Origin of the sequence: Neglectibacter sp. X4, assembly GCF_009917365.1 — a bacterium.
In the GTDB taxonomy this organism is placed as follows: Bacteria; Bacillota; Clostridia; order Oscillospirales; family Acutalibacteraceae; genus Acutalibacter.
In genome coordinates this window covers 1-24,881 of sequence record NZ_QWLE01000047.1, presented here as the reverse complement: position 1 = coordinate 24,881, position 24,881 = coordinate 1, and the positions used below count along the sequence as shown (strand labels likewise).

Sequence of the window (24,881 nt, the reverse complement as noted above, 5' to 3'; positions counted from 1 at the left end):
CGGAAAATCCAACGCAAATAAATATAGAGAAATTAAATACCCAAAAATCAATTACTGACGGATCAATTACCGATTCCATTCCCTTCCGGGGAACGGCGGCAAAGCCACCGGAACCGAAACGAAGGGAAACGATGTCGCTCATCTGTTCTTTCACTGTGACCATCCACTTCTGCCAATATCACATAATAATCTGCCAAATGTTTTAAAATTGGTTCATAGCAAAGCATTGCTGTGGAAGCCATTCCATGTATAAATAGTATTGACCTATTATTTTTATCGCCAAAACATAAAAAATTCATAACACTATCCTCCATCAATTCCGATTTTGTACCTTTAACAGAATACCACAATCAAACCCATATTTCTATTGAATTTCCATTAAATTTCTTCCTCCCTCCGCTTAGTCTTGTTTTGTTGTCTGCTATGCTGTCGGCTCTCGTTCTGAAGCTCCCTTTCAAGGTTCTTTCTGTTGTAGCTGATTACTTCCGCATAAGCTAATTCTGTGGCGGTTTTGGTCTGCTCCTTGCCGATACTGTCATATTCCGATTGCAAAGACTGTATCTCTGCTTTCCACTGTTTGCTTGTCAACTTTCTGCTGACCTGTCTTTTTATCAATCACTGGTATCTTTTCGCCGTTTTCGTCAAGGTCATAGATTTTCTTCTGTTTCGCTCCCCATTCCCCGTTTTCAGTGAGAGGGCGCATTGTGAGTAAAACATGGATATGGAGATTGCGCTGTCCTTTATCATTCTCGCTGTCATGTATCGCCCAGTCAGCGCACATTCCTTTATCAACAAAATTCCTCTGCACATAATCCCTCACGACTTCCTCCGCAAGTTCATAACTCCATTCGTTGGGAAGTGACGCTTTCAGCATTCTTGCAAGCTGTGATTTCTGCCCTTTCTCTGACAGTTCAACAGCGTTCCATAAGGTGGCTCTGTCTGCATACTCTTTAGGTGCGTTGGGTGGGAGAGAGATTTCACTGTGGACTAAATCTTCATGGTATTTAGGGCGGTAGGTCTGCCCGTCATACTCACTCACAAGAATACTCCTGCTGATGTATGATGCTTTCTATCACACCTGCTCCATAAATTAGCAATCTCATATAATCATTCCTCGCACTCATATATTTGTTGATTTGCTCAACAATGCTATTTTACCACAAACACAAATACAATTCCATTGAGTTTGATTAACCCTATACCTTATTCCGTTTAATCATCATCTGCCTTGCCCGTTCCCTCTGCTCGGTACTGATTGCCCTCGGCTTACGGTAGCTGACAAAAGACTTTGGAAAGGAATAGGTCTTAGATACTTCGTCCTGCCCTGTCAGCTTGTATATGTCGGAAAAATCGGCAACAAGCGTTATTGCTTGTCGTGCGAAAGATATCCATGAAACATCATAATATTCAATAGGTAAGCTTGATGATTTTTTAATGCTATGAGTTTAGCATGTTTATCATTATATTTATCGTTATAAAAAATTCTAAATTGAAGTCCTTCAACTTTATTTAACCGCTCAGTATTATTGTTTCCTTCAAACTCTGGACATAATGACCCCTCAAAAAATATTTCAATTAGGATTTCTGGTGGAGATAATGGGGTTCCTCTATTCACTGATTCTATATATTCTGCAATCACTTCCCTATTAAAAAGGTATTATGACAATTCATTGCGAATATTACGACCACCATACATACCTGTTAATGCCAAATGTATGGCTTCTAAAATAGTTGATTTTCCAGTTTCATTATTTCCAACTAAAATATTTAAACCTTTATTAAGTTTTAATTCAAATATTCCTTTGTAGCTCTTAAAATTACAAATTTTTATTCTGTCGATTGCCATATTTCACAACTCCTTATATTGTCTATTTGTTTGTTTAGAAGCTATATATTGAGATTATATCATATGGAAACCTTAATTTTCCACCATAGATTGAAAAGGATAGCGGTATCAGCTTTTGCCAATACCGCTCCTCAAACTAGTTATAAGTCACTTCATTTAAAACAATTTATTCTACTTGTTGTCTAATGCAATTCATCTTTCTTGTCCACTCAATGGGATTATCTTCTTTTAATTGTTCGGTGATTTCTTGCTCTTGTTTCATTTGTTCCATAATCTGAGAAAATCTTTCGCAGGCTTGATTATCAATCTCAGACAGATATTCATTGAGAACGCTGTTTGTAAGCAAATTAATATAAGTCAGTTTGAGGTACTCTTGTAAGTATCTCAAATGCTGTTGTCCATAAATACCAATATCGTTTTCTTCGCTCTTAGGAAGTGTAGGATTTGGAATTAAATAATCACTTTCATTATGGTATGTACCGCCGAATTGTTCGAACAATGATTTCATTGTAGTTATCCTTCATTAATATATTTATTTTCCTACAAATTCATCATATCCAACCGTCATTGCAAATACTTATGAACACCGCAAGGGACACTTCCTTATGTGAAGTGTCCCTTTTGAAGCCTCCTTCTTTCCCTTCCCGTTTACCGCACGAAATTTGTCCGCTCAAAGGGCTCCCGCTCCGGCAGGCCAAACTGCTCCTTTGCCAAAGCAACGCCCCGCATGAGGAACACCATGTTCCGGGCCAGGGTACGCATACCCTGCAGGCCTTCCTTGTCCTGCTCGGCCTCTCCGGGGGTCTGCCCGTGGATGCTGTTCCAATACTGGCCGGAAGCCACAGGCATCCCGGAAATGGTAAAGAACTTGTTCAGTTCGTCAAAGGCGGCGGAAAGGCCGCCTCTGCGGGCCGCAACCACGCTTGCCCCCACCTTCATTGTTTTGTCAAACCGGGTGCTGTAAAACAGCCGTGTGAGGAAAGCCACCAGCGTGGCGTTGGCGGAGGCGTAATACACAGGGCTACCCACCACCAGGCCGTCGCAGACTTCAAACTTCTGGGCTGTCTCGTTCACCAGATCGCTGAACACGCATTTTCCCAGTTCCCCGCATTTCCGGCAGCCAATGCACCCCCGGATATCCTTGCTGCCCACCTGGAGGATTTCCGTCTCCACACCCTCCTGCTGGAAAATTTTCTCCATCTCGTGCAGGGCGATATAGGTGTTGCCCTGCAAATGGGGGCTGCCGTTAAGCATCAAAACCTTCATACAGTCCACGTTCCTTTCCGTTTTTATGATATCTATAAGTATATCAGCCTGAAAGCCTTTTGAGAAGCCCCTGCGCTATATTTTACAAATACGCCTCTTGACAGGCCTGGCTTCATATGATATTTGTTGCATTGCAAAACAATTGGCAAAAGGAAAACCAGGCTGTGGGCAATATAAAAACCGTCGGCGCAATTAGTTGAAACAGCGATGCCCAGCGCATTGAGCAGATGGTGTGGATATTGTTTCTGAAGGTCTATGATGCCAAAGAGGAAGTCTGGGAATTTTACGATGAAAAATACACATCTATTATTCCGGAGGAACTGCGTTGGCGTAATTGGGCGGTCGATCATAAAGACGGCAAAGCCCTTACCGGCGATGCGTTGCTCAATTTTGTAAAAGCAGCAGCTTGAAAGCAATATTTTCAAACCAAGCGACTATGCTATGGGAAGTAAGAGCGTGTGTTTTCAAGTTTAAACCCTATATTAAAATATTCACAAAATAAGTTGACAATATTGTAAAAATACTGTATAGTAAATTTTGAAAGATACGCATCTTCGTTTTTCAAATTATGAAAGGAGAGAGTTGCATGAAAATCTTTAAGTATGGAAAAATGATCTTAGCAGGACTCTTGGTGCTTTGCCTTTGTATCCCCGCTGTAGCTGCCGAAGTTCCAAGCGAAGAAACAGCGGTAGATGCTTATGAAATGTTTGATGAGGTATCAGAAGGGATTGATACTATCCGAGAAATTCATTTCAATGTAACATATGTGGAGGATCCAGATGTTGTTGCATACATTGAACGAATGAAGAAAAATTCTAAAGTTCAGCAGACAGTACAAGAAGATGCACCTGATCCAGAAAGCTGGTGGAAATGGTTTGACACTCTGCCTATAGATCACAGTATGTATGTAAGCCAAAGATACGTCATGGAATGGTTGGAAACAAAATATATGACTATCCCGAAAGAAGATCGTAGCTTTTTGGCTTACAATCTTCTACGTGTTGATTCACCGGGAACAAATTTGACATCTTAATAATGCGCCGGAAGGCAATCAAGGAATAAAGCCTTTTGCGGAAGAAATTGATCCGGGTACAGGCTTCTTGCCTGTTGGTGGGTGGGAACATAAATATGATCCCGTTCTTTGGAATAAAAGCACCGTCAAGCCATATGCAAATTGCTACTTATATTATGTGAACACTGCCCTTTCACAAAGGGAGCAGCGCTTTCCAAGCTTCCGGCAGCATGTCCGGCAGATCGGTAGGCAGCATGGCCCGGGGGGTGAAGCGCTCTGCGCAGAGATCCCCGGCAAGGCCATGAAGATAAACTCCCAGCACAGCGCTTTGGAAGGGCAAAATGCCCTGGGCCAGGAAAGCGCCGATACTCCCTGCCAGCACATCACCAGAGCCGCCCTTTGCCATGCCCCAATTGCCTGTGGGGTTTATGGCGGCCTGGCCGCTCTTTTCAGCCGTCACTGTAGCCGCTCCCTTCAGTACAGTCACTGCCCCGGTTTCCTGGGCAAAGCCCAGGGCGGCGGTAAGGCGATCCGCCTGCACCTGGGGGATGCTTGTCCCCAGCAAACGGGCCATTTCTCCCGGATGAGGGGTTACGACCAGCGGCGCTGCGATTTTCTTCAGGGCGCCCGGGTGCCGGGCACAGAAATTCAGGGCGTCCGCGTCCAGCAGCAGGGGCTTGCCCCCCTGGGCAAAATGGGAAAAAACCGGAGGGCACAGCAGGCCGGCGCTTTCTCCCAGCCCGCTGCCAATTACGCAGGCAGAGCAGCTTTCCAGAGCAGCCTCCAGCTTTCCCTCCCAGCCGGGGACGGAGAAGTCCAGAACCGTAAACACAGCCTCTGGCACAGCCTGAGCCAGAATGGGATAGGCCCGGGCGTCTATGGCAATGTGCAGCAATCCCACCCCGCAGCGCAAAGCCCCCCGGGCTGCCATGATGCAGGCCCCTGTCATGCCATAGCTTCCGCACACCAGAAGGAGCCTGCCCAAATCCCCTTTGTTGGCCTGGGCAGAGACAGGAGGCAGCGCTTCCTGGAAAAAACCGCTGTCCGGCTGGAAAAAAGCCGTTTCCGCCCTATCCGTCAAAGCAGGGGGGATGCCCACAGAAGCCGTCATTGTTTCCCCGCAGAAAGCTTTGCCAGGGTAGGAGCAGTGGGCAGGCTTTTTCCCGGTGAAGGCCACTGTCACATGTGCCTGAAAGGTATTCCGGCTGGCCCGGCCTGTGTCGCACTCCACGCCGCTGGGCAGGTCGGCGGCAAGGCGCAGGCAGTCGTGGGTGTTGGCAAGGGCCAGGAAGCGGGCGGCGTCTCCCTCCAGATCCCCCCGGAAGCCAAAGCCGAACACGCAGTCTATAACGCAGCAGGCAGTTGCCAGAGCCAGCTCCGATTCCCTGGGTTGGTGTTCCGCACACAGGCAGGAAACCGCCTCCGGCATTTCCAGGAAGGCGCTCCGGGACAAAGGGGCTTTTGGCTCCCCCTGCACCAGCAGCACCGTGCAAACCGCCCCCTTTTCCGTCAGCGCCCGGGCGCATACAAAGCCATCGCCGCCGTTGTTCCCTGCGCCGCACAGCAGGGCAATGGGCCTGCCCTGTAAGTTTCCCAGGCGCTTCTCCGCTTCCCAGGCCAGAGCCTGCCCTGCCTGCTCCATCATGGCGGAAAGGGAAATTCCGGCTTTCTCCCCGGCCTGCTCCAGGGCCTGTATTTCCTGTCTCTGAAAAATTTGCATCTCTTATCATCCCCTTGGGGTACTTTTAACAATCCCTTGCAAAGGCAAGAAGAAACAAGTATACTATAAAATATTGAGAAAGGTGGTTTTGCAAAATGGAAAAGCTGGGCCGGGAAACAGAAAGCATTATGGCAGAGCGCTTTAGCAAGGATACCGTCATTGCCCTTGCCACAGAAAGGCAGGGCAGGCCTTATGTGCGGTATGTCAACGCCTATTACGAAAACAGATCCTTTTATGTGATAACCTATGGGCTTTCCGCTAAAATGCGGCAGATAAAGGAAAACCCTGCTGTGTCCATTGCGGGGGACTGGTTCACCGCCCAGGGAAAAGGGGAAAACCTGGGATATTTCCACAAAGAGGAAAACCGGGAAATAGCCGGGAAGCTGGAAAAAGCCTTCTCGTCCTGGATCCACAACGGGCACAATGATTTTTCCGATGAAAATACCTGCATCCTCCGCCTGCGGCTGGAAGAAGGGGTGCTATTTTCCCAGGGTACCCGGTACGACATTGACTTTACAGAATAGCGTGGGCAGAGCCGCTTGACAAAGCCTGTGCGCCATACTATAATAATACCAGCAAATGATCTTCGGGGCAAGGTGAAATTCCTGACCGGCAGTGAAAAGGGCAATCCTTACAGTCTGCGAACGGGAGGCAATCGCTCCCGCCGAACCGGTGCAATTCCGGTACCGACGGTACAGTCCGGATGAAAGAAGATACAAGAGGGTATAGAATCCCTGCCGCCTGCGGGCGGCTTTTCCCCGAACCGCTTTTTTTGCGCGTTGGGGCTTTTTTTATGCCTTCCCTGCCTTCGGTCTTTTGCAAAAATCTTGAAAGGACTGATCGGAACGATGGAAACCACAAGAAAAATCGACGTGCGCAAGCTGGCGGTCACCGCCGTAATGGGGGCTGTGGCGGCAGTGCTGATGTTCATAAGCTTCAGCGTGCCTCTGATGCCCAGCTTTATCAAGCTGGACTTGTCCGAGCTTCCGGCGCTAATCGCCTCTTTCGCCTTAGGCCCGGTAAGCGGCGTGGCAGTGTGCTTCATCAAAAACCTGGTGAATCTGCCGTTTACCACCACCTCCTGCGTGGGGGAGCTGTGCAATTTCCTGCTGGGTGCCGCCTTTGTCCTGCCTGCCGGCCTGCTGTATAAAAAGTTGAACGGGCGCAAAGGGGCGCTGATAGGCTCCCTTGTAGGAGCGGCGGCAATGGCGGTTCTAAGCCTGCCTATCAACTATTTCATCACCTACCCCTTCTATGCTGTGTTCATGCCCATGGAGGCCATCCTCAACCTGTACCAGCTTATAAACCCGGCAGTGGAAAACCTGTTCCAGGCGCTGTTGTGGTTTAACGTCCCCTTCACCTTTATAAAAGGCCTTTTAAGCGTGGCCATCACCTTCCTCATTTACAAGAAAATTTCCCCCATCCTGAAGGGAAACAAATAAAGAATATATGCGAAAGCGGCCTGGAGGCTTCCTCCGGGCCGCTTTTAGCGTTAGTCTTTTTCTGCCCGCAGCCTGTCCCGCTTTTCCAACTTGGCAAAAAGCCGGACCAGCACCACAATGGCAGCAATGGAAAGGATAAATTCCGCTGCGGCCTGCGCCCAGGCAAGGCCATAGAGGGGGAAAAGCCAATCCAGAATAAACAGGGCCGGAATTTCCAGCACGATTTTCCGCAGGATGGCAAAGAGCAGGGATTTTGACCCCATGCCGCAGGCCTGGAACACTCCCACTGCCAGGAAGTCCATGCTGAGGAAAGGCAGGGAAAGGGACATGGCCCGCAAAAACTCCCTGCCATAGTCGATGATGGACTGCTGCTGCATAAACAGGGAGGTGATTTCCCCCGACCACAGGCAGAAGCCCGCTGTAGCCAGAACCAGGAAGGAAAGGGAAACTCTGGCGGTAAATAAGAAGGTTTTTTTCATGCGGGGCGTGTTGCCGCTGGCAAAATTATAGCTGATAAGGGGCATAATGCCTTGGGAAACCCCCATGGCTATCTGCATGGGAATCATCTGCACCTTGTGGGAAATGCCCATGGCCGCTACCGCGTCAGAGCCATAAACAGAGGCAAAGTTGTTTAAAATCGTCATGCCTGTCACGTTCAGAAGGTTCTGGATAGAGGCGGGCACCCCTACCCCGCACACCCCCAGCACCAGGGAGCGGCGGAAGCACAGCATTTTGGGGTTGACGCACACATAGGTTTTGCCCCGTTTGTAAAACAGCAGCACAAAGAAATAGAGGCAGGCCGCGCAGTTGGAAAGGAAGGTGGCAAGGCCAGCCCCAGCCGCCCCCATATTAAAGCCCCAGGGCAGGATGAAAACGGGATCCAGCAGGATGTTGAGGATGCAGCCGCTCATGGTGCCGATGCTGGCGTGAAGGGACTCCCCCTCTGCCCGCACCAGGTAGGCCATCACCACGTTTAAAATGGCAGGGGCCGCGCCGCAGATAACCGTCCACAGCATGTACTCCTGGGTGGCGTTATAAGTCTCACCGTTGGTGCCCAGCAGCCCTAAAAGGGGGTGCTGGAACACTCCCACCAGCAGGGAAAAGAGGATGCCGGAAAACAGAGCCAGATAAAACCCAAAGGCAGAGCTTCGCCGTACTGTGTCGAAGTCCTTGGCCCCCAGGGCGCGGCTCATCATGCTGGAGGAGCCAACGCCGAAAAGGTTATTCACCGCGTTAAAGGCCAGCAGCACAGGCCCTGCCAGTGTTACAGCCGCGTTTTGAATGGGATCGTTTAAAATGCCTACAAAGTATGTATCCGCCAGGTTGTACAGCACCATAACCAGGGAACTGAGCACCGTAGGGATTGCCAGGGTTATCACAGCCCTGGGCACCGGCGTGCTTTCAAATAGTTGGGTCTTTTGCTTGTCCTCCACCGGGGTTCCTCCTTTTTAGAGCATCTTCAGCTTGTGCAAATACGCTCCGGATAGCCGCCATATGAAACGGCTGCATATAATATTATAACATGTCCCCTGGCCTTTCTCAACCTTCCGTACCCCGCTCCCTGTGAATTTTTTCCAGCTAAGCCTCCTGCTCCTCCTTCCAAAGGGTGCCCAGAATATCCTTGAGAACCAGGAATGCGTCCAAATTGCTGTAGCCGTATTTTTCCCGAAGATCTGCCAGCAGCCGCTGCAGCCCGTCAGCATAGAACCCCGTATCCACCTTTTCCTGATACTGCGCCAGTACAGGGTATTTCCGGCTCCAGGCCTTTGTCCAGTCCACCCTTTCTGCGGCTTTGCTGTCTGCCCTGTCAATGGCGTCCTGGATTTCCTGCATGTCCACATCGAACTCAATCAGCTCGTCCAAAGACTTGCCGTACAAAACCGCTAGCCGCTTAGACTGCCGGATGTCCGGCAGCGTCTCATCTGTTTCCCACTTGGAGATGGTCTGCCGGCTTACACCCAGCTTTTCCGCCACTGCCTCCTGGGACAGCCCCCTGCTTTTCCTAGCGCTGTATAAGCTTGTTCCTAAACCCATGTTTTTTCCTCCTTGCCGCTTTTTCAAATTGCTTTTCTTACCTGACAAACCATATTATAGTGAACACAGTTCAAAAGAGGTAGTATGCTTCTTTTGAACCAAGCGGCGCAGCCGCCCAGCTTGAAAATCGGAATATACCGGTTTTCAAGTGTGTTTACTATTATACCCCTGCTGCCACCGAAGCGCTACCAACAGAACCAGCCAGTTTCGCCCAGATTCCTTACAGAACAGCAGCGATATTTCATTCGCAACTTTTTTGCTTTCAGATATTGCCTTTTTCCAGAAGCTGTGGTAAGCTGAAAAAGAGAATACGCCCAACAGGCCCAAAAAGCCTGAGGCAGGGGGAAGCACATGGAAGCCAGCATCTGCAACATACAAAAGTTCAGCCTGCACGATGGCCCGGGCATCCGCACCGTAGTCTTTTTTAAGGGATGCCCTTTGCGCTGCCGCTGGTGCGCCAATCCTGAAAGCCAGGAGCGGGCGCTGGGGACAGGCCAGGATCTGGGCGGGCGGCGCGCCTGCCTGGAGGAGGTGCTGGAAGCCTGCCTGCAGGACAAGCCCTTCTATGAGGAAAGCAGCGGGGGCGTCACCCTGTCCGGCGGGGAAGCTTTATTGTGGCCTGATTTCACCCTGGCCCTGCTGCAGACCCTCCGCCAGAAGGGCGTCCATACGGCCCTGGAAACCACCGGCTTTGCAGATCCCGGGGTGTTCCAGTCCGTAGCAGGAGAGACAGACTATTTCCTTTATGACATGAAGCATTGGGACAGCGCCCGGCACAGGGAGGGCACAGGGGCGGACAACCGCCTGATTCTGGAAAACCTCCGATGGGCCATTGCCGCCGGGAAAGAGGTGCTGCCCCGCATCCCCGTTATCCCTGGCTATAATGACAGCCTTTCCGATGCGGCTGGCTTCTGCCGCCGTCTGTTGGAAGCGGGGGCCAAAAGGGTACAGCTTCTGCCTTTCCATCAGTTGGGGGAGCAGAAATATGTCCTTCTGGGCCGGGACTATGCCTATAAGGACGTGCCTGCCCTGCACCCGGAGGAATTGAAAACATACCGGCAGGCTTTCCAGCAGCAGGGCATAGACGCATTTTTTTGAAAACCGCCCCAAACTTCTGCCCAAAAAGAAAAATATTTCAAAATCTTCCCAATTTATACTGGCAATTTCAGCGATTGTTTGGTATAATTCTGATAGCAGCCCGTAAGGACAGGCTTTGTTGTCCTGCCCAAACGGTTAGCATTGCTGTCACCCGGAGGTTTACGTCCGGTTGAACATTATTATGGAGGTTGATACCAATGAGCCACAAGTATGTGTATCTGTTCAGCGAAGGCGACGGCTCCATGAGGGAGCTCCTTGGCGGCAAGGGCGCAAACCTGGCGGAAATGACCAAGCTGGGCCTGCCTGTGCCCCAGGGCTTCACCATCAGCACCGAAGCCTGCACCCAGTATTACGAGGACGGCAGGAAGATTAATGACGATATCCAGGCCGAAATCATGGAGTATGTGGGCAAGATGGAGGAAATCACCGGCAAGAAGTTCGGTGATAAGGAGAACCCCCTGCTGGTTTCCGTCCGTTCCGGCGCCCGCGCGTCCATGCCCGGCATGATGGACACCATTTTGAACCTGGGCCTTAACGAGGAAGTTGTAGAGTATATGGCCAAGGCTTCCGGCAATCCCCGGTGGGCCTATGACTGCTACCGCCGCTTTATCCAGATGTATTCCGACGTGGTTATGGAAGTGGGCAAGAAGTACTTCGAGGAACTCATCGACGAGATGAAGGAAAAGAAGGGCGTCACCCAGGATACCGAGCTGACCGCTGAGGATCTGAAGGAGCTGGCAAACCAGTTTAAGGCTGAGTATAAGGCGAAGATTGGCGCCGACTTCCCCGCCGACCCCAAAGAGCAGCTTATGGGCGCTGTGAAGGCTGTGTTCCGTTCCTGGGACAACCCCCGCGCCAACTACTACCGTATGCAGAACGAAATCCCCTATTCCTGGGGCACTGCCGTTAACGTCCAGATGATGGCCTTTGGCAACATGGGCGACGACTGCGGCACAGGCGTGGCCTTTACCCGCGACCCCGCCACCGGCGAGAAGAAGCTCATGGGCGAGTTCCTCACCAATGCCCAGGGCGAAGACGTGGTGGCTGGCGTGCGTACCCCCATGCCCATTGCCCAGATGGAAGAGAAGTTCCCCGCTGCCTTCAAGCAGTTCCAGGAGGTTTGCAAGACCCTGGAGAACCACTACCATGACATGCAGGACATGGAGTTCACCGTAGAGCACGAAAAGCTCTTTATGCTCCAGACCCGTAACGGCAAGCGCACCGCAGCCGCCGCTATCAAGATTGCCTGCGACCTCATTGACGAAGGCATGAAGACAGAGGAAGAGGCCCTGCTGATGCTGGAAGCCAAGGCGCTGGACGCTTTGCTCCATCCCCAGTTTGACCCCAAGGCCCTGAAGGCCGCCACGCCTGTAGCCACCGCTCTGGCTGCCTCACCCGGCGCTGCCTGCGGCAAGATCGTCTTTACCGCTGAGGACGCTGTGGAGCAGGGCAAAGCCGGCGAGAAGGTTGTGCTGGTGCGCCTGGAGACTTCCCCCGAGGACATTGAGGGCATGCATTACTCCCAGGGCATCCTCACTGTGCGCGGCGGCATGACCAGCCACGCTGCTGTTGTGGCCCGCGGCATGGGCACCTGCTGCGTATCCGGCTGCGGCGCTATCAAGATGGATGAAGCCAATAAGAAGTTCGAGCTGAATGGCCGCACCTATGTAGAGGGCGACTATATCTCCTTGGACGGCACCACCGGCAACATCTATGGCGAAGCCATTCCCACTGTGCCCGCCTCCACTGAGGGCGGCTACTTTGGCCGTATCATGGAGCTGTCCGACAAGTACCGCACCCTCCAGGTGCGCACCAATGCGGACACCCCCACCGATGCCAAGCAGGCTGTGGCATTTGGCGCTGAGGGCATCGGCCTGTGCCGTACCGAGCACATGTTCTTCGAGCCTGACCGCATCGCTGCCATCCGCGAGATGATCTGCTCTGACACTGTAGAGCAGCGCAAGGCCGCTCTGGCTAAGCTGGAGCCTATGCAGCAGGGCGACTTCGAGAAGCTGTATGAGGCTCTCGAGGGCAAGCACGTGAACATCCGCTTCCTGGATCCCCCTCTGCACGAGTTCGTTCCCACTGAGGAGAAGGACATCGAGCTGCTGGCCCAGACCCAGGGCAAGAGCGTTGAGGATATTAAAGCCATTATCTCCGGCCTCCACGAGTTCAACCCCATGATGGGCCATCGTGGCTGCCGTCTGGCTGTCACCTATCCTGAAATCGCTGAAATGCAGACCGAAGCCGTTATCAAGGCTGCCATCAACGTGAACAAGGCCCATCCCGACTGGAACGTGGTGCCTGAAATCATGATCCCGCTGGTAGGCGAAGTGAAGGAGCTTAAGTTTGTTAAAAAGACTGTGGTGGAGACTGCGGACAAGATCATTGCTGAGGCTGGCGTTGACATGAAGTACAAGGTTGGCACCATGATCGAGATCCCCCGCGCGGCCCTCACGGCCGATAAGATCGCAGAGGAAGCCGAGTTCTTCAGCTTTGGCACCAATGACCTGACCCAGATGACTTTCGGCTTCAGCCGTGACGACGCTGGCAAGTTCCTGACCTCTTACTATGAGAATAAGATCTATGAGAACGATCCCTTTGCCCGCCTCGACCAGGAGGGTGTGGGGCAGTTGGTGAAGCTGGCTGCTGAAAAGGGCAAGGCTGTGCGCAAGGATATCATCCTGGGCATCTGCGGCGAGCATGGCGGCGATCCCACCACTATTGAGTTCTGCCACAACGTAGGCCTTACCTATGTTTCCTGCTCTCCCTACCGTGTGCCCATTGCCCGTCTGGCAGCAGCACAGGCGGCTATCAAAAGTAGGTAGGAGTTCTCTTTCTTTTGTCGTAGGGCAATGTGATTTAGCCCGTGTAGGGCACTAACACTTAGCCTACGCCATAGAAAAAAGTGACCTGCCATCCTTCGGATGGGGGTCACTTTTTTGTCCTTCGGACTATCCTTTCCCTGTTTAACACAAGGATTTTAGGAACGTTCTGTACTATATCACCATGGAGTAGGGGTGTCCGGCCCAAGGGCCGGGAGAATAAATTACTTTGCCCCAAACAGGATAAATCACATTGCCCTACGACATGGTGATATTCCCAAATCGTGTTTTTGGGTAAATGGCAACAGGCTTGAAAGCCTTGCAAACAGGGGCTTTGAGCAAGTCAGCTATCCCAAAAGCACAGGCCCCAATTCCTCCAAATTGAGTTGACTTCATTTTTGGGGACTGCTTTTGGGGAACTGGGGCAGAGTGTTCCCACAGGGGAGGATTACCAACATGAGGAAGAAGAACTTCAAGGGTCGATGTGAGAAGCGGGTGTTGGGTAAGTGTGCTGAAGTGTGTAGGACATATGATGCTATCCAGTATGCCTATGCTGACCTGCTGCAAGCCAGTGATGAGGTTGTTGAGATCAGGTGTAATGTCCTGCTGGATGGATTGGAGGTTGGGGAATATACCTCTGACTTTGTATGCACCAAGGCAGACGGTGATCTGATGGTCAGGGAGTGTGTCTATCGGAAGTTCCTGATGAAGCCGCTGACGGTGAAGCTGCTGGATGCTTCGAGGGACTACTGGCTACGGCATGGGGTCACGGATTGGGGGGTGGTCATTGATGAAGAAGTATGACCTGCTCCGGTCTGGTAACAGTATCATCCGGGTACTGGAAGTACAGGGTGACAGGGTTCTTGTCATTGACTGCATCAAGAGGACGATGCCTGTGTGGGTAGATGCTACGGAATTGGAATCCTGCTCCAAGTGTACCAGTGTTGAACTGTTCGAGGTTACGGGTGTTACTCCTTCTGATGTTGATGCTCTGGATGCAGACCAGAGGAAGGTCATGTACGAGAGGTACACAATGATTGCTCCTATCCTGTCCTTTGTAGCTGATGATCGGATGCGCTCCCGGCTGATCTGCTCTGCGGCTGAGGAACATGAGGTGTCGAAGCAGACCATCAGAAGCTATCTCTGTCTGTATCTGGCCTACATGGATGTGACTGCTCTTGCTCCCAGGCGTAGGGAGGATGACCGATCGTTGACCCAAGACGAGAAGAATATGCGATGGGCGTTGAATAAGTTCTTCTACACCACCAAGAAGCAATCCTTGATGACGGCCTACACAATGATGCTCAAGGAGAAGTATTGTAATGCTCTGGGGGTGCTGGCAGAGGAATACCCGTCCTACTACCAGTTCCGGTACTTCTATCGCAAGACCAAGAATATGCAGAATTTCTATATCTCCCGGGATGGCTTAAAGAACTACCAGAGGAACAATCGTCCCTTGACTGGTGAAGGGGTACAGGAGTTTGCACCTGCTGTTGGTACGGGGATGCTGGATGCTACTGTCTGCGATATTTACCTTGTCAATGATACTGGAAGTCTGGTAGGTAGACCGATTCTGACGGCCTGTGTCGATGCCTACAGTGGCCTATGTTGTGGATACTCTCTCTCGTGGGAAGGTGGTGTCTACAGTCTCCGAGGACTAATGCTGAACATCATTGCTGATAAGGTTGGCTGGTGTGAAAAGTTCGGTATCTCCATCCAGAAAGAGGACTGGGACTGTGATATGCTCCCAGCTATGTTCGTCACCGATATGGGAAGTGAGTATACATCAGGGAACTTTGAGCAGATTGCAGAGCTGGGTGTTAAGGTTGTCAATCTTCCATCCTATAGACCTGAGTTGAAAGGTCTGGTGGAGAAGTTCTTTGATCTGATACAGGACAGTTACAAGAAGTACTTGAAGGGCAAGGGTGTGATCGAGCCTGACTATCAGGAGCGTGGTGCTCATGACTACCGGAAAGATGCCTGTCTGACCATGGCCGATTTTGAGAAGATCGTGCTGCACTGTATCATCTACTATAATTCTCAGCGAATTGTTGAGAGTTTCCCCTATACTGAGAACATGATAGCAGCCCAAGTGAAGCCCTATGCTTCCCAAATCTGGAATTGGGGAAAATCCCAAATTGGGGCCAATCTCATTGGAATTGGGAAAATAGAGTTGATGCTGACATTGCTACCGAGGACTATGGGTAAGTTCAGCAGGTCAGGATTGAAGGTAAACAAGCTGCGGTATCACTGTGAGGGGTATACGGAACAATATCTATCTGGCGGTAATGTAACCGTGGCCTACAATCCAGAAAATGTGACCTCCGTATGGGTGTTGGAGGATGGTACATACACCGAGTTTTCCATCATCGAATCCAGATTTGAGGGTAAGGATTTGACAGCAGTACAGGAGCTACAGACCAGCCAGAGGGACATTGCCAAAGGTGCAGCCAGAGACAATCTACAGGCTCAGATCAACCTTGCCCAGCATATAGAAGCCATTGTGGGTAGTGGTACTGGTCGTGGTGATGTTCACATGAAGAATATCCGTAGTACCAGGAGACGAGAGCAGACCAAGAACCACCGGGACTACATGAAGGAGGGGATGAGCCATGAGTAATCTGTCTGATGTTATCCGTATTCTACCACCGATGAAGTCTGGGAGTGAGTTGCTGTCTGCCCTGGAAGTGTTGCCAGAGTATGATTCTGCTATCTGTGATGCTGATGCTCCGGTGCGGCTCATGGCACTCTCTGACCTCTACCGGGTGTATGTTCCCAATCAGATGTCCTTGGAAATCTATAGCAAGCTCTATCTTGCTTTGATGCGGTCACTCCAGAAGAAGGGTACGAAGTTGGCAGTCCAGCAGAAGAATCAGAACTTCAAGGCCATCATGCAGCAAGAGTACAGCGGTATCATGGGTGGCTCCGACAGCTTTACGATCATAGGGGCCTCTGGCATCGGTAAGAGTAGTGCTATCAGTCGGGCAATCACGTTGATTACAGAAAATCGAATTATTGAGGTGGAGAATCCTCACACCAAGATTATCCCTTGTATCTGCGTCCAGTGTCCCTTTGATTCCTCGGTAAAGGGGTTGCTGTTAGAGATACTTCGGAAGGTCGATGAAGTAATCGGCGGTAACTATTATCCCAATGCGCTACGGGCCAGGACAACCACAGATATGTTGATTGGCAGCGTCAGTCAGGTGGCGTTGAACCACATAGGGCTGCTGGTGGTGGATGAGATTCAGAATGTCTGCAACAGCAAGAATGGCAAGAGTCTCGTGGGGATGCTCACTCAGCTTATCAACAACAGCGGTATTTCAATCTGTATGGTAGGTACTCCTGAAAGTGCTGTGTTCTTTGAACAGGCTATGCAGCTTGCCCGGAGATCGTTGGGCCTGCGGTATGATGTGATGGAGTATGGAGAAGACTTCAAGATGTTCTGCGAAGTCTTGTATTCCTACCAGTATGTGAAGCAGAGGACGGAGATCACCGATGCCGTGATGACGTGGCTCTATGAACATACTTCCGGGAACATATCGGTGGTGGTGTCCCTGATCCACGATGCACAGGAGATTGCCATTCTCAATGGTAGAGAGGTTCTAAACCTGGAATCGTTGAACGAAGCCTATCAGCAAAGGCTATCTTTGCTACATGGGTTCATCCAGCCCCGGCAGAAGAAGCAGACTTCCAAAACCAAGCGGAAGGTGTCTACTGTGGGTATGAGCCTTCCTGATGGTGAAGATCATGGAGAGTTTACGATTGCAGGTTTGGTATCTCAGGCCAAATCCGAGGGCGTTGACATCGTGGAGCTGTTGAAGAATCATTTGCCAGTGGTGGAGGTGGCGGTATGATCTCCTACTTTCCCGCCATCTATCCTGATGAACTGGTGTATAGCTGGTTCTGTCGGTGTTACGTTCATTCTGGTTTCTTTTCGAGTAAATCAGCCATGCAGGAGTTGTATTGCAAGCGGTCAGACAATCCAAGCAAGGAGTTTATCGGGAATCTCAATCCTGGGGCCATAGAGCAGATTGCAAAGATGTACCCCTTAGACAAGCTGGTGCTGGAACATACAATGTACCCCCAGTATGCCCGCTTCATCCCGTTGGAACAAAAGAAGACTGCCCTGTATCGGTTGGGGCATGACAACTGCGATGCACACCACCTGTTCTGTGTTCTCCCTCGGTCTGAGGGGGAACACTACTTGCGGTTCTGCCCGCTATGTGTAAATGAGGACAGGGAGACATACGGTGAAACCTACTGGCATCGGAAGCATCAAATCCGAAACATGGGCATCTGTACGAAGCACAGGTGTAGGCTTGTGGAATCCAGTGTTCCGGCTAAGAGTGAACAGTGCTTCACGTTCTGTCCCGCCGAACATTGCATAGGCTGCGATAAGGTTGTCTTTGAGGAAGATCCTCGGATGATCCGGTTTGCAAGCTACTTGGAATCCATATTTGATGCACCGATGGACTTTGAGAATGATACTCCTATCAGCTCCGTTCTGTATCATGGAATGTGCCAGACAAAGTATTTGAAACCATCAGGCAGGAGCAGATACACGAAGCAACTTGCCGATGATCTGAATGTGTTCTACAGAGAGATGGAGCTATATAACATAGCGAGTATGTACCAGATTCAGAAGGTGTTGCTGGGGAGCAGGTCTGATTTTTCAGTAGTATGTCAGATTGCCTTTTTCCTCGGCATGGAGCCAGAGAAATTAACGTCCCCTGCCCTGACGCCGGAGCAGGTTCAGCAGGAACAGGACAGCCACTACATGAAGGATGCCGCCCCGGTAGACTGGGTTCAGTTGGATACAGACATGGCGCCCATATTAGAGAAGGTTGTCCAAGGCGTATATGATGGCACAGCTAATGAGAACGGTAGGCCCGAACGAGTATCAGAACGGCTCGTATACCGGGAGATGAATCTTCTGGGCCATCAGTTAGAGAATATGCCGAGGTGCAAAGCTATCTTCGAGAGGTATACAGAACCATATCCTGAGAGCTGGGCCAGGAAGATCATTTGGGCATATCAGAGATTAAAAGGGCAAGGCAAACCTTTCTATTGGTCAGACATTAGAACCATCTCAGGGGTAAAAAAGAAGAATTTCCCATTGACTATCCCTTATCTGGTGAAGTACACAGACGCTGATACGGCCAATCAGATTATTGCCATAGTTACAGCGAACACCTAAAGGATTCCTGCACTCATGTATTTCCATCTTCGCTGAGAATGAACAGATAGTGCAAATTAAATTGTATTTGATAGAGAAACCAAGAGTGATTTGCTCATGTCGATTCTCTTTTTTCAATGGCCGCCCTAATCTCATCATCGGTAATACCTTGACGAGATAAAAAATCTTTCAATTCATCCGGTATCGCGCCAATTGACTTGAGGGTAACTTTGTGGCGGCCCTTTTCAGCGATGTCACCGATTATTCCAATGGATTGTAGCTTATTAAAGAACTCCTGTGCATAGCTATTTGCAATGTGGCATTCTTTCTGAATGCGGTTAATGGATACATTTGTTTGTGACAGCACCCAAAGGACAACTTTGACGAATTTCAAATCTTTATCATCATCTTTATTGCTGTCATCCATTTCTGTTGAAAAATTTGAGATATACTCAACAATCTCTGCTCTTTTTGCTTCTATATCTTTATCAGAGATAGAAAATCCATATATACCTCTCGGAAATTGACTATCATATTCACTCTGCTCAATAATAAATTGAACTAGCCCATCAATTTCCTCATCCGTTATATAAACACCCTGGAGGTGATGCGTTTCCCCGTTACGACGAAAATTCATGTCACCCTTGCCTTTTAATTTTTCTGCACCAGCACCATCCAAAACATTCATGGACTTTCTGACATTTGCAGTCTGGAATACCAAACTGACGGAAATATCGCTTTTTTCGATGATTGCAATATCGTCCTTTGGATCGTGAATTGACAAAACTACATGAATCTTTGTGTTTCTTCCAAAACGCAAAATATCATTGGTTACTTTTACAACTTTTTCAGTCTGTTTGTTGCCCTTTATAGCATCAATAAACCACGGAAATTCATCGACTATGCATACAATATATGGGAGGACAGACAAATTCCTTTGATCCTCTTGTATTAACTTGTTGCGTCGCTCCATTTCATCATGTAAAAGCAAAAGTGCATACGCCAATTCTTCAGGCGTGTGTATAATTGTAGCCGAGAGATGTGGTAAGCCACGAAATCTATTTAATTCCACACCTCTATCAGCTATTAAAAAGTTCATTTTATCAGGGGGATATTTTAGTAAACTTGCAAGCAGACATTTTAATGCGGTCGATTTGCCAGATTTCGTTGTCCCGCTTACCATTGCATGAGGATAATCTTCCAGATCGCAAATCATTACCTCTCCATTTTCACTAATACCAACTGGGTGCACAATTTTCATTTTTTCAAAAGCTGATCTGTATTTTTCGCTATTCACAATCTGCAATAGATTATTATTTTTCAAGGTTACATCGTTGCCAGATGTAACAAGATAAAGAACACCATTTTCTCTAATCGCTTTAAGTGCAGGGAGGTGCAATGTAAATTGAACATCGGCAACTAGCCGCTCAATTTTTCCTACGGTTGCTTCGCTCTGTTCCAAATTAACTGCAAATTTATATCCGTTCCCATAAAAAGGGATAGGACCGCTTTTATGAATTTTAACAGGAGCATTATGTCTTTTATAACAATCTTCAATTTTGTGAGCCAACTCATAAGCATCATATTCTGCAAATCCCGGTATGCCGTTTTTCCATTTTGCCATAATTGCGCCCATCCTTTCTTGTAGGGGGCTTCTTCTTCCTCTTCTCCTATCTCCCATTGCGCTTTCAAATGGAACTTTTAGACTACCTCAAAAATTATTTTAAAAAGCACCCCAAAAAGGAGGGGTAACACAAGAGAAGAAGAACTTGATTTTTGGATTGTAATACTATTCCTTATAGATTAAAATTTGAATGGAGAAAATAATTGTGAGAATAGCGTGGGGCGACGATGCCCCACGCTATTACTCCTTGTTTTAGACCTCTAATCCCAACTTCTCTGCAATCTCTTCCGGTGTAAGCCCAGCTTCCTTCGCCGCTGCCATTACCGTTTTCATGTTGACGGGATGCAGAAGCTTTTGTTTCTGAGCCTCCAGAGCTTCAATCTCTGCTTGCTTCTTAGCAATCTTCTCGTCAATCACCGCGATACGTTCCTCTGCTGTCTTTCCGGCCATGTTTATGCCCTCCGTTTGTAAAAGATGGGTCTACTTTACACCAAAAAGATAGGCTTGTCAACAGCATTTGAACCTCACGGCAATGATTATTTTAAGAAATAGGAATAGATGTTTTCCAGGTGCTTTACATCGTGCCGCTTACTAATAGTCACAGGAGATAAATTGATCTTTATAAAGGCCATCATGACCTTCTCCACATCCCGGCAATTTAGTGCTTTCTGAGCCAGGTGCAGAGATTTCTTGTCGGGGATCAGGGCCAAGAGCCCCAACATCCTTCTCCGCATGATGCTGTCCTTGACTTCGTTGCGGACGATCTCGACAGCGGCATCCATCTTGTAGAAATCCCCAAAAGGAACCACCCGTGCGAACGTATCCATGAAAGCATCGGTGCTGTTTTTCATCATCTCCACAATCTGGCTGGATGTATCGGTTGTATCTGCGTATTTCCGGATGGCCTTTGGCTTTGTCAGGCGTACCTCGGCCCGCAGGATACCCTTGATCCGTTCACTCATTGATTGTAGCTGCTTCCGTCCTGCATCTGCATTCCGTAGTTGATCTATGGTGGCTTTCTCCAAATCATACAAAAGAAAATCCGTGTCGTTGCTGTTACCGCTCAGACAGAAGCTGACCTTCTCATCAAAACAATCATAGCTGACGGAGGAAAAGCCTTTAACCTTGCCAACCCTCTTTATGACTTTCAGGTAGTCTGATACCTTTTCATGACTGCCGACATTGATGTCCACAGCAAGGGTTACGCCAGACAGGGTGAAGTCATCCATCGTATATTTGTGGTCGAAGTATTCAGAGATACGTTTGTCCAGCTTGCGAAGCATCTTGTCCGTGTCGGACGAGGCATCCGTAACTAACGATGAATTGACGAGCAGTCGCACCCTCTTTTTGTATCTGCTGTCCCGATAGATCACGGTGATGCTCTTTGCGGTCAGGGATGTGTCAAGGTATTCATCATCAAGCTCCTTCAAACAACTGCGCTTGCGGGCAATGAGTTTTTGAAAGTGATCTGCATCAAGCAGCATTGACAGCTCAAATACTTGATTTATGTTCATTATAATTTGCCTCCTCTGTAAATATTTCTTACAGAACAGTTGCGGGCGATTACTATTTCTATACGGTACAAACGGTGGTATGTGGTGGTATACCGCTGCCACTGTTTTCCAGTGATGTATTATAGCTTAACCATATCTAACATGACGTGATTTATAGAGGGAGGTAGGAGCTAAGTTGATTCTGAGTCTTCATCGTTTTCATCGGTATCGTACTTGGATTCCTTTAGCTCAGCCTGTTTTAGAGGAAAGTCAGAGAACAGATTGACAGTACAATCACAGCGTAACAATCTAGCCCTACCTACAGCTTGCTCCAGCTCGGATTCAATCATATAGAACTGGATTGCTCTCAGTGTTTCATCAGCGTATGTCATGAATCGGAACCGGAACCCGTTATGGACAACGACAGTGCCAGGCTTCAAATCATCATCGACATCATATCCCAGCGAGTAGGCAAACAGCTTATATATCCACTCTGGCTGATGCGGCGTTCCTATAACATCAATGTTTTGACCCTTTAGCATATCACATCCCGCGCAGTTGCCGAAATGCAGATCACCCTCATAGTGCTTATGGAACTCCTTGAAAGAAATCGTGTAATCGAACTTTGTCCACCGCTTGATACGCTTGATGATGGATGGATCTTTGCGAATCGAGCTGCGGCCCATAGACTTGTCCCCGCATTGATTGAGATTCCCTGTGTTTGCGGCCTCTTTGCAGTTATAGAACCGTACATTCTCTTCATTGAAATAGAGATTACAAATGGTTTCATCTGCTGTGGCTGAGAGCATAATATACTTATTAGCATAAAACTTAACAGGTTTGATAAAGGTGATGCTATCCTCTGTCAAGTCGTTCTCCTGCTTTGAAGCGGCACGGTAACAGAAGTATGCAGCAGAGCATAGTGCCGGTATATTGACGGCCATCTTTATATCGGCATATTCTCTGCGCCAGTCAATTTCATCTAAAGTAAAGAACTCTGAATCTTTGACCTTCTTTAGAATTCTCCTGATCTTAGCTGCCAGCGGGTCGCTGGCGGCTAACTTCTTTCGCACTTTCTTCAGCATTAACAGAGAGACTGTCTCTCTGCTAGGAATGACGGTGCTGTAGATAATATCTTCATCCACTATGACGAGATCGTACTTACTTACATCCATATTGGTCAGGCGGCGATGCGTAGTGATAGCGTGACTCTCGGAGTTAATGAATTCTGAAAGCTCACGTTTGTATCTCTTGAATACCTTTGCACACTCCACATCATCCTCAGCAATCGCCTTCTCTATCCGAGGCATCGGCGACTTGCCTACATCGTATAGAGCCTGTATTTCATCCCAGACAACATCAGGAATGTTGTCCTTTATTTCATGCAATGAAGGTGATGTGACTACCTCTATCTCCATCTTCTTAGCTCGCTCGCAGACCTCACGTTTCAGATTGTTAGTTGGAACAGCAATCAATACTCTGAGCGGGGTATCCCTGAGAAATTCCAGCAATGCTTGGGTCTTGCCGAGGGCGGTTTGACTTTTAATGACATGCCAGCCTGGTTCATCAGATGCTACCGCTTCCCGGAACTTCTCACTGAAATCTTCCCACGCTTCATCTACATCAACTAAGGGAACACCCCAGTTATCAATTCTTTCAATTTGATGATACTTGGGATTTACAGTTGACAAGATGTTTGTCCCGTGTTGACAGGTATTACGGTATGGACAGAAGCAGGTACATGGTCTGGAACCTTTCCCTTTGATGTAGTAAAAGTAGTAATCCCAGTTGTCAATCTGCTTTTCCCATTCAAAATATGTATTTGAGCCAAGAACTTCCTTGAAAACCTTTTGCCCAGATCTGACCTGAGACAGATTTGAAGCCAGTCCAAGAAGTTCTTGCTGAGTCAACCATAGATTCCATTTCTGCCTCGATTAGCTTGTCTTTGAAAGCCTTTAAAATGCTGATTTTGAATTTACTCATGACTTCAACTCCTTTAAGGTTTTGATTTACATCCCTGTAGGAGTTGATTGCAAAAAATAAATGTGAAGGACAAAGGATGGGTATGCCCCCATCCCTTGTCCCTCACGTTCATCTACGGCTTAACCTGATTTCCCAGTGCAAAGCTATTGGCAGTTTGCTGCACTCTCCGATAGAAGGTAGTCTTGCTCATTTTCAGTGTACGCATGGCCTCAACCGCTGTGATCTCTCCACTACGCCATTGTGCAACCACACGATCAAAGTCCGGTGCTGGCGTGGGCTTTCTCCCCATGTATCGGCCCTGTTCCTTGGCAATGGCAATACCCTCTCGCTGACGTTGCAGGATGTACTCCCGTTCCAGCTCTGCCACGGCTCCGAAGATGGTCAGCATGAACTTTCCAGTGGGAGTAGTGGTGTCAATAGCCTCTTTCTTGCTGACAAACTCAACGCCTTTGGCAGTCAACCGCTCTACCAGCTCCAACAGGTCACGGGTGTTCCTGGCGAAGCGGCTGATACTCTCCACGATCACGGTATCCCCACGGCGAACGTACTCCATCATCCGTTGCAGCTCTGGACGGTTGGTGTTCTTGCCACTCATATGGTCGATGTAGACCTCATCCACATCCAAGGATTCCATCAAGACTTCCTGCCGGATGGTGTTCTGTTCCTGTGTGCTGACCCTGATATAGCCGATCTTCATGTTCAACCCCCTCATAGAAAAGTGAGAGTCCCATTAGGGTCGGCTTCCAGTCTGGGACGTACCAGAACCCGAAAACCAACTCTAATGGAACTCTTTTTCATAGTTCCATTAGGGTTTACCCTAACGGGACACCTATAGAAAATCTGATATACTCATTCCAGGTGCATCCCAAGGATTGGAAGGGCTATAATCGCCGTCTGTGCTGGATGGAGCCATGTGGTCATCGGTATCTTCATCTGTGGCAGCTTTGTACTGCTCCATATCCAGTCCAAAGTATTCAGCCTCGGCGTCCGACAGTTCAGCAAGGTTTACTGCGCTGATACGGCGGAGCGCTGGTATCAGGCGCATTTGGCGGTACGCGGCATAGATGTGTTTTTAGCGGTATCTACAGTCCAGATAGACGCCTGGGTAAAGTTAAAGATGAGAAAACTGGCGAAAATCTCCTGAAGGACGAGGTTCGGCTTCTTGGCATGAAGATGGATGAGGCCAACGGCGTATTTCAGGCTGCGGAAGGAAGTCTCGATCCCCCAACGCATGGCGTAGAGGCGTTTTAAGGCGGCGGGCGGGAAGCACTTTGAATCCAGGTTAGTGATGAGAAGCTCGGTATCACCGTTTTCTGTTTCAATACGGACAATTCGGAAAGAAAGGGCAGTAAAACTAATGCT

At 49.0% G+C, this 24,881-nt stretch carries 24 protein-coding genes and 1 riboswitch; of the genes, 10 read left to right on the top strand and 14 right to left on the bottom strand.

The features are described from left to right. Positions 1–535: 535 nt before the first annotated feature. From D1841_RS13525 to D1841_RS13510, 4 genes are all read right to left on the bottom strand, one after another. Positions 536–1,039, bottom strand: a complete 504-nt coding sequence (locus D1841_RS13525) for a MobA/MobL family protein (protein WP_347564014.1) — start codon at positions 1,037–1,039, stop codon at positions 536–538. A gap of 618 nt (positions 1,040–1,657) precedes the next feature. Next, a complete protein-coding gene (locus D1841_RS13520) occupies positions 1,658–1,846 on the bottom strand; it encodes an AAA family ATPase (RefSeq protein WP_160643783.1) in 189 nt (62 codons plus the stop codon). Positions 1,847–2,012: 166 nt separating this feature from the next. Further along, positions 2,013–2,354: a TnpV protein gene (locus D1841_RS13515; RefSeq protein ID WP_160643785.1), complete on the bottom strand. Its 342-nt coding sequence runs from the start codon at positions 2,352–2,354 to the stop codon at positions 2,013–2,015. 140 nt (positions 2,355–2,494) lie between these two features. Further along, on the bottom strand, positions 2,495–3,112 hold the full coding sequence (locus D1841_RS13510; protein WP_160643787.1) for a flavodoxin family protein: 618 nt from the start codon (positions 3,110–3,112) through the stop codon (positions 2,495–2,497). Positions 3,113–3,330: 218 nt separating this feature from the next. Between D1841_RS13510 and D1841_RS13505 the strand changes: the two genes are divergently transcribed. Both D1841_RS13505 and D1841_RS13500 read left to right on the top strand, forming a co-directional pair. Continuing rightward, complete coding sequence (locus D1841_RS13505) at positions 3,331–3,522, top strand: hypothetical protein (protein WP_371721936.1); 192 nt, start codon at positions 3,331–3,333, stop codon at positions 3,520–3,522. 176 nt (positions 3,523–3,698) lie between these two features. Next, on the top strand, positions 3,699–4,145 hold the full coding sequence (locus D1841_RS13500) for a hypothetical protein (RefSeq protein WP_160643789.1): 447 nt from the start codon (positions 3,699–3,701) through the stop codon (positions 4,143–4,145). Between the two features lie 172 nt (positions 4,146–4,317). Here the strand turns inward: D1841_RS13500 and D1841_RS13495 are convergent, their stop codons facing one another. Continuing rightward, complete coding sequence (locus tag D1841_RS13495; RefSeq protein WP_160643791.1) at positions 4,318–5,844, bottom strand: NAD(P)H-hydrate dehydratase; 1,527 nt, start codon at positions 5,842–5,844, stop codon at positions 4,318–4,320. A 95-nt stretch (positions 5,845–5,939) separates the two neighbouring features. On the opposite strand from D1841_RS13495, the gene D1841_RS13490 reads away from it, so the two are divergent. Together D1841_RS13490 and D1841_RS13485 are read left to right on the top strand one after the other, a co-directional pair. Then, complete coding sequence (locus D1841_RS13490; protein WP_160643793.1) at positions 5,940–6,368, top strand: pyridoxamine 5'-phosphate oxidase family protein; 429 nt, start codon at positions 5,940–5,942, stop codon at positions 6,366–6,368. 54 nt (positions 6,369–6,422) lie between these two features. Then, positions 6,423–6,563, top strand: a riboswitch (FMN riboswitch). Positions 6,564–6,692: 129 nt separating this feature from the next. Then, on the top strand, positions 6,693–7,286 hold the full coding sequence (locus D1841_RS13485) for an ECF transporter S component (RefSeq protein WP_160643795.1): 594 nt from the start codon (positions 6,693–6,695) through the stop codon (positions 7,284–7,286). 50 nt (positions 7,287–7,336) lie between these two features. Here the strand turns inward: D1841_RS13485 and D1841_RS13480 are convergent, their stop codons facing one another. Beyond that, the gene (locus D1841_RS13480; RefSeq protein WP_160643797.1) at positions 7,337–8,719 is read right to left on the bottom strand and encodes an MATE family efflux transporter; all 1,383 of its coding nucleotides are present in this window, start codon (positions 8,717–8,719) and stop codon (positions 7,337–7,339) included. 145 nt (positions 8,720–8,864) lie between these two features. Continuing rightward, positions 8,865–9,320, bottom strand: coding sequence for a helix-turn-helix domain-containing protein (locus D1841_RS13475; protein ID WP_160643803.1), 456 nt, complete (start codon positions 9,318–9,320; stop codon positions 8,865–8,867). A 351-nt stretch (positions 9,321–9,671) separates the two neighbouring features. On the opposite strand from D1841_RS13475, the gene D1841_RS13470 reads away from it, so the two are divergent. The 6 genes from D1841_RS13470 to D1841_RS13445 all read left to right on the top strand — a co-directional run bounded on the left by D1841_RS13470 (position 9,672) and on the right by D1841_RS13445 (position 18,440). After that, positions 9,672–10,418, top strand: coding sequence for a glycyl-radical enzyme activating protein (locus tag D1841_RS13470; protein WP_160643805.1), 747 nt, complete (start codon positions 9,672–9,674; stop codon positions 10,416–10,418). A gap of 197 nt (positions 10,419–10,615) precedes the next feature. Continuing rightward, complete coding sequence (ppdK, locus tag D1841_RS13465) at positions 10,616–13,246, top strand: pyruvate, phosphate dikinase (RefSeq protein ID WP_160643807.1); 2,631 nt, start codon at positions 10,616–10,618, stop codon at positions 13,244–13,246. Between the two features lie 513 nt (positions 13,247–13,759). Then, positions 13,760–14,047: a hypothetical protein gene (locus tag D1841_RS13460; RefSeq protein ID WP_347564013.1), complete on the top strand. Its 288-nt coding sequence runs from the start codon at positions 13,760–13,762 to the stop codon at positions 14,045–14,047. Continuing rightward, positions 14,034–15,863: a Mu transposase C-terminal domain-containing protein gene (locus D1841_RS13455; RefSeq protein WP_160643811.1), complete on the top strand. Its 1,830-nt coding sequence runs from the start codon at positions 14,034–14,036 to the stop codon at positions 15,861–15,863. The genes D1841_RS13460 and D1841_RS13455 overlap by 14 nt, the downstream gene beginning before the upstream one ends. A 121-nt stretch (positions 15,864–15,984) precedes the next feature. Next, positions 15,985–17,097 (top strand): AAA family ATPase, encoded by a 1,113-nt coding sequence (locus D1841_RS13450; RefSeq protein WP_237077177.1) that lies wholly within the window; start codon positions 15,985–15,987, stop codon positions 17,095–17,097. Further along, the gene (locus tag D1841_RS13445; RefSeq protein WP_160643814.1) at positions 17,094–18,440 is read left to right on the top strand and encodes a TniQ family protein; all 1,347 of its coding nucleotides are present in this window, start codon (positions 17,094–17,096) and stop codon (positions 18,438–18,440) included. The genes D1841_RS13450 and D1841_RS13445 overlap by 4 nt, the downstream gene beginning before the upstream one ends. A 94-nt stretch (positions 18,441–18,534) precedes the next feature. Here the strand turns inward: D1841_RS13445 and D1841_RS13440 are convergent, their stop codons facing one another. From D1841_RS13440 to D1841_RS13405, 7 genes are all read right to left on the bottom strand, one after another. Next, positions 18,535–20,043, bottom strand: a complete 1,509-nt coding sequence (locus D1841_RS13440; RefSeq protein ID WP_160643816.1) for an FtsK/SpoIIIE domain-containing protein — start codon at positions 20,041–20,043, stop codon at positions 18,535–18,537. Between the two features lie 252 nt (positions 20,044–20,295). Continuing rightward, positions 20,296–20,493, bottom strand: a complete 198-nt coding sequence (locus tag D1841_RS13435; protein ID WP_160643818.1) for a hypothetical protein — start codon at positions 20,491–20,493, stop codon at positions 20,296–20,298. An 86-nt stretch (positions 20,494–20,579) separates the two neighbouring features. Next, positions 20,580–21,557, bottom strand: coding sequence for a hypothetical protein (locus tag D1841_RS13430; RefSeq protein WP_160643820.1), 978 nt, complete (start codon positions 21,555–21,557; stop codon positions 20,580–20,582). 170 nt (positions 21,558–21,727) lie between these two features. Beyond that, complete coding sequence (locus tag D1841_RS13425; protein ID WP_161880056.1) at positions 21,728–23,227, bottom strand: DEAD/DEAH box helicase family protein; 1,500 nt, start codon at positions 23,225–23,227, stop codon at positions 21,728–21,730. Positions 23,228–23,345: 118 nt separating this feature from the next. Further along, on the bottom strand, positions 23,346–23,519 hold the full coding sequence (locus D1841_RS13420; RefSeq protein ID WP_161880055.1) for a hypothetical protein: 174 nt from the start codon (positions 23,517–23,519) through the stop codon (positions 23,346–23,348). Positions 23,520–23,631: 112 nt separating this feature from the next. Beyond that, entirely contained in the window at positions 23,632–24,216 is a 585-nt protein-coding gene (locus D1841_RS13415; RefSeq protein ID WP_160643823.1) for a recombinase family protein, read from the bottom strand. Between the two features lie 338 nt (positions 24,217–24,554). Next, the coding region (locus D1841_RS13405) for a transposase (RefSeq protein ID WP_166554273.1) at positions 24,555–24,881 on the bottom strand (327 nt) is incomplete at its 5' end.

Excerpts from the sequence above, each read along its gene's own strand:
- D1841_RS13435 (WP_160643818.1), bottom strand. The coding sequence starts at position 20,493 with ATGGCCGGAAAGACAGCAGAGGAACGTATCGCGGTGATTGACGAGAAG.
- D1841_RS13430 (WP_160643820.1), bottom strand. The coding sequence starts at position 21,557 with ATGAACATAAATCAAGTATTTGAGCTGTCAATGCTGCTTGATGCAGAT.
- D1841_RS13500 (WP_160643789.1), top strand. The coding sequence starts at position 3,699 with ATGAAAATCTTTAAGTATGGAAAAATGATCTTAGCAGGACTCTTGGTG.
- D1841_RS13440 (WP_160643816.1), bottom strand. The coding sequence starts at position 20,043 with ATGGCAAAATGGAAAAACGGCATACCGGGATTTGCAGAATATGATGCT.
- D1841_RS13415 (WP_160643823.1), bottom strand. The coding sequence starts at position 24,216 with ATGAAGATCGGCTATATCAGGGTCAGCACACAGGAACAGAACACCATC.
- D1841_RS13475 (WP_160643803.1), bottom strand. The coding sequence starts at position 9,320 with ATGGGTTTAGGAACAAGCTTATACAGCGCTAGGAAAAGCAGGGGGCTG.
- ppdK (WP_160643807.1), top strand. The coding sequence starts at position 10,616 with ATGAGCCACAAGTATGTGTATCTGTTCAGCGAAGGCGACGGCTCCATG.
- D1841_RS13490 (WP_160643793.1), top strand. The coding sequence starts at position 5,940 with ATGGAAAAGCTGGGCCGGGAAACAGAAAGCATTATGGCAGAGCGCTTT.
- D1841_RS13450 (WP_237077177.1), top strand. The coding sequence starts at position 15,985 with ATGGCACTCTCTGACCTCTACCGGGTGTATGTTCCCAATCAGATGTCC.
- D1841_RS13420 (WP_161880055.1), bottom strand. The coding sequence starts at position 23,519 with ATGAGTAAATTCAAAATCAGCATTTTAAAGGCTTTCAAAGACAAGCTA.
- D1841_RS13485 (WP_160643795.1), top strand. The coding sequence starts at position 6,693 with ATGGAAACCACAAGAAAAATCGACGTGCGCAAGCTGGCGGTCACCGCC.
- D1841_RS13470 (WP_160643805.1), top strand. The coding sequence starts at position 9,672 with ATGGAAGCCAGCATCTGCAACATACAAAAGTTCAGCCTGCACGATGGC.
- D1841_RS13455 (WP_160643811.1), top strand. The coding sequence starts at position 14,034 with ATGAAGAAGTATGACCTGCTCCGGTCTGGTAACAGTATCATCCGGGTA.
- D1841_RS13445 (WP_160643814.1), top strand. The coding sequence starts at position 17,094 with ATGATCTCCTACTTTCCCGCCATCTATCCTGATGAACTGGTGTATAGC.
- D1841_RS13520 (WP_160643783.1), bottom strand. The coding sequence starts at position 1,846 with ATGGCAATCGACAGAATAAAAATTTGTAATTTTAAGAGCTACAAAGGA.
- D1841_RS13510 (WP_160643787.1), bottom strand. The coding sequence starts at position 3,112 with ATGAAGGTTTTGATGCTTAACGGCAGCCCCCATTTGCAGGGCAACACC.
- D1841_RS13515 (WP_160643785.1), bottom strand. The coding sequence starts at position 2,354 with ATGAAATCATTGTTCGAACAATTCGGCGGTACATACCATAATGAAAGT.
- D1841_RS13495 (WP_160643791.1), bottom strand. The coding sequence starts at position 5,844 with ATGCAAATTTTTCAGAGACAGGAAATACAGGCCCTGGAGCAGGCCGGG.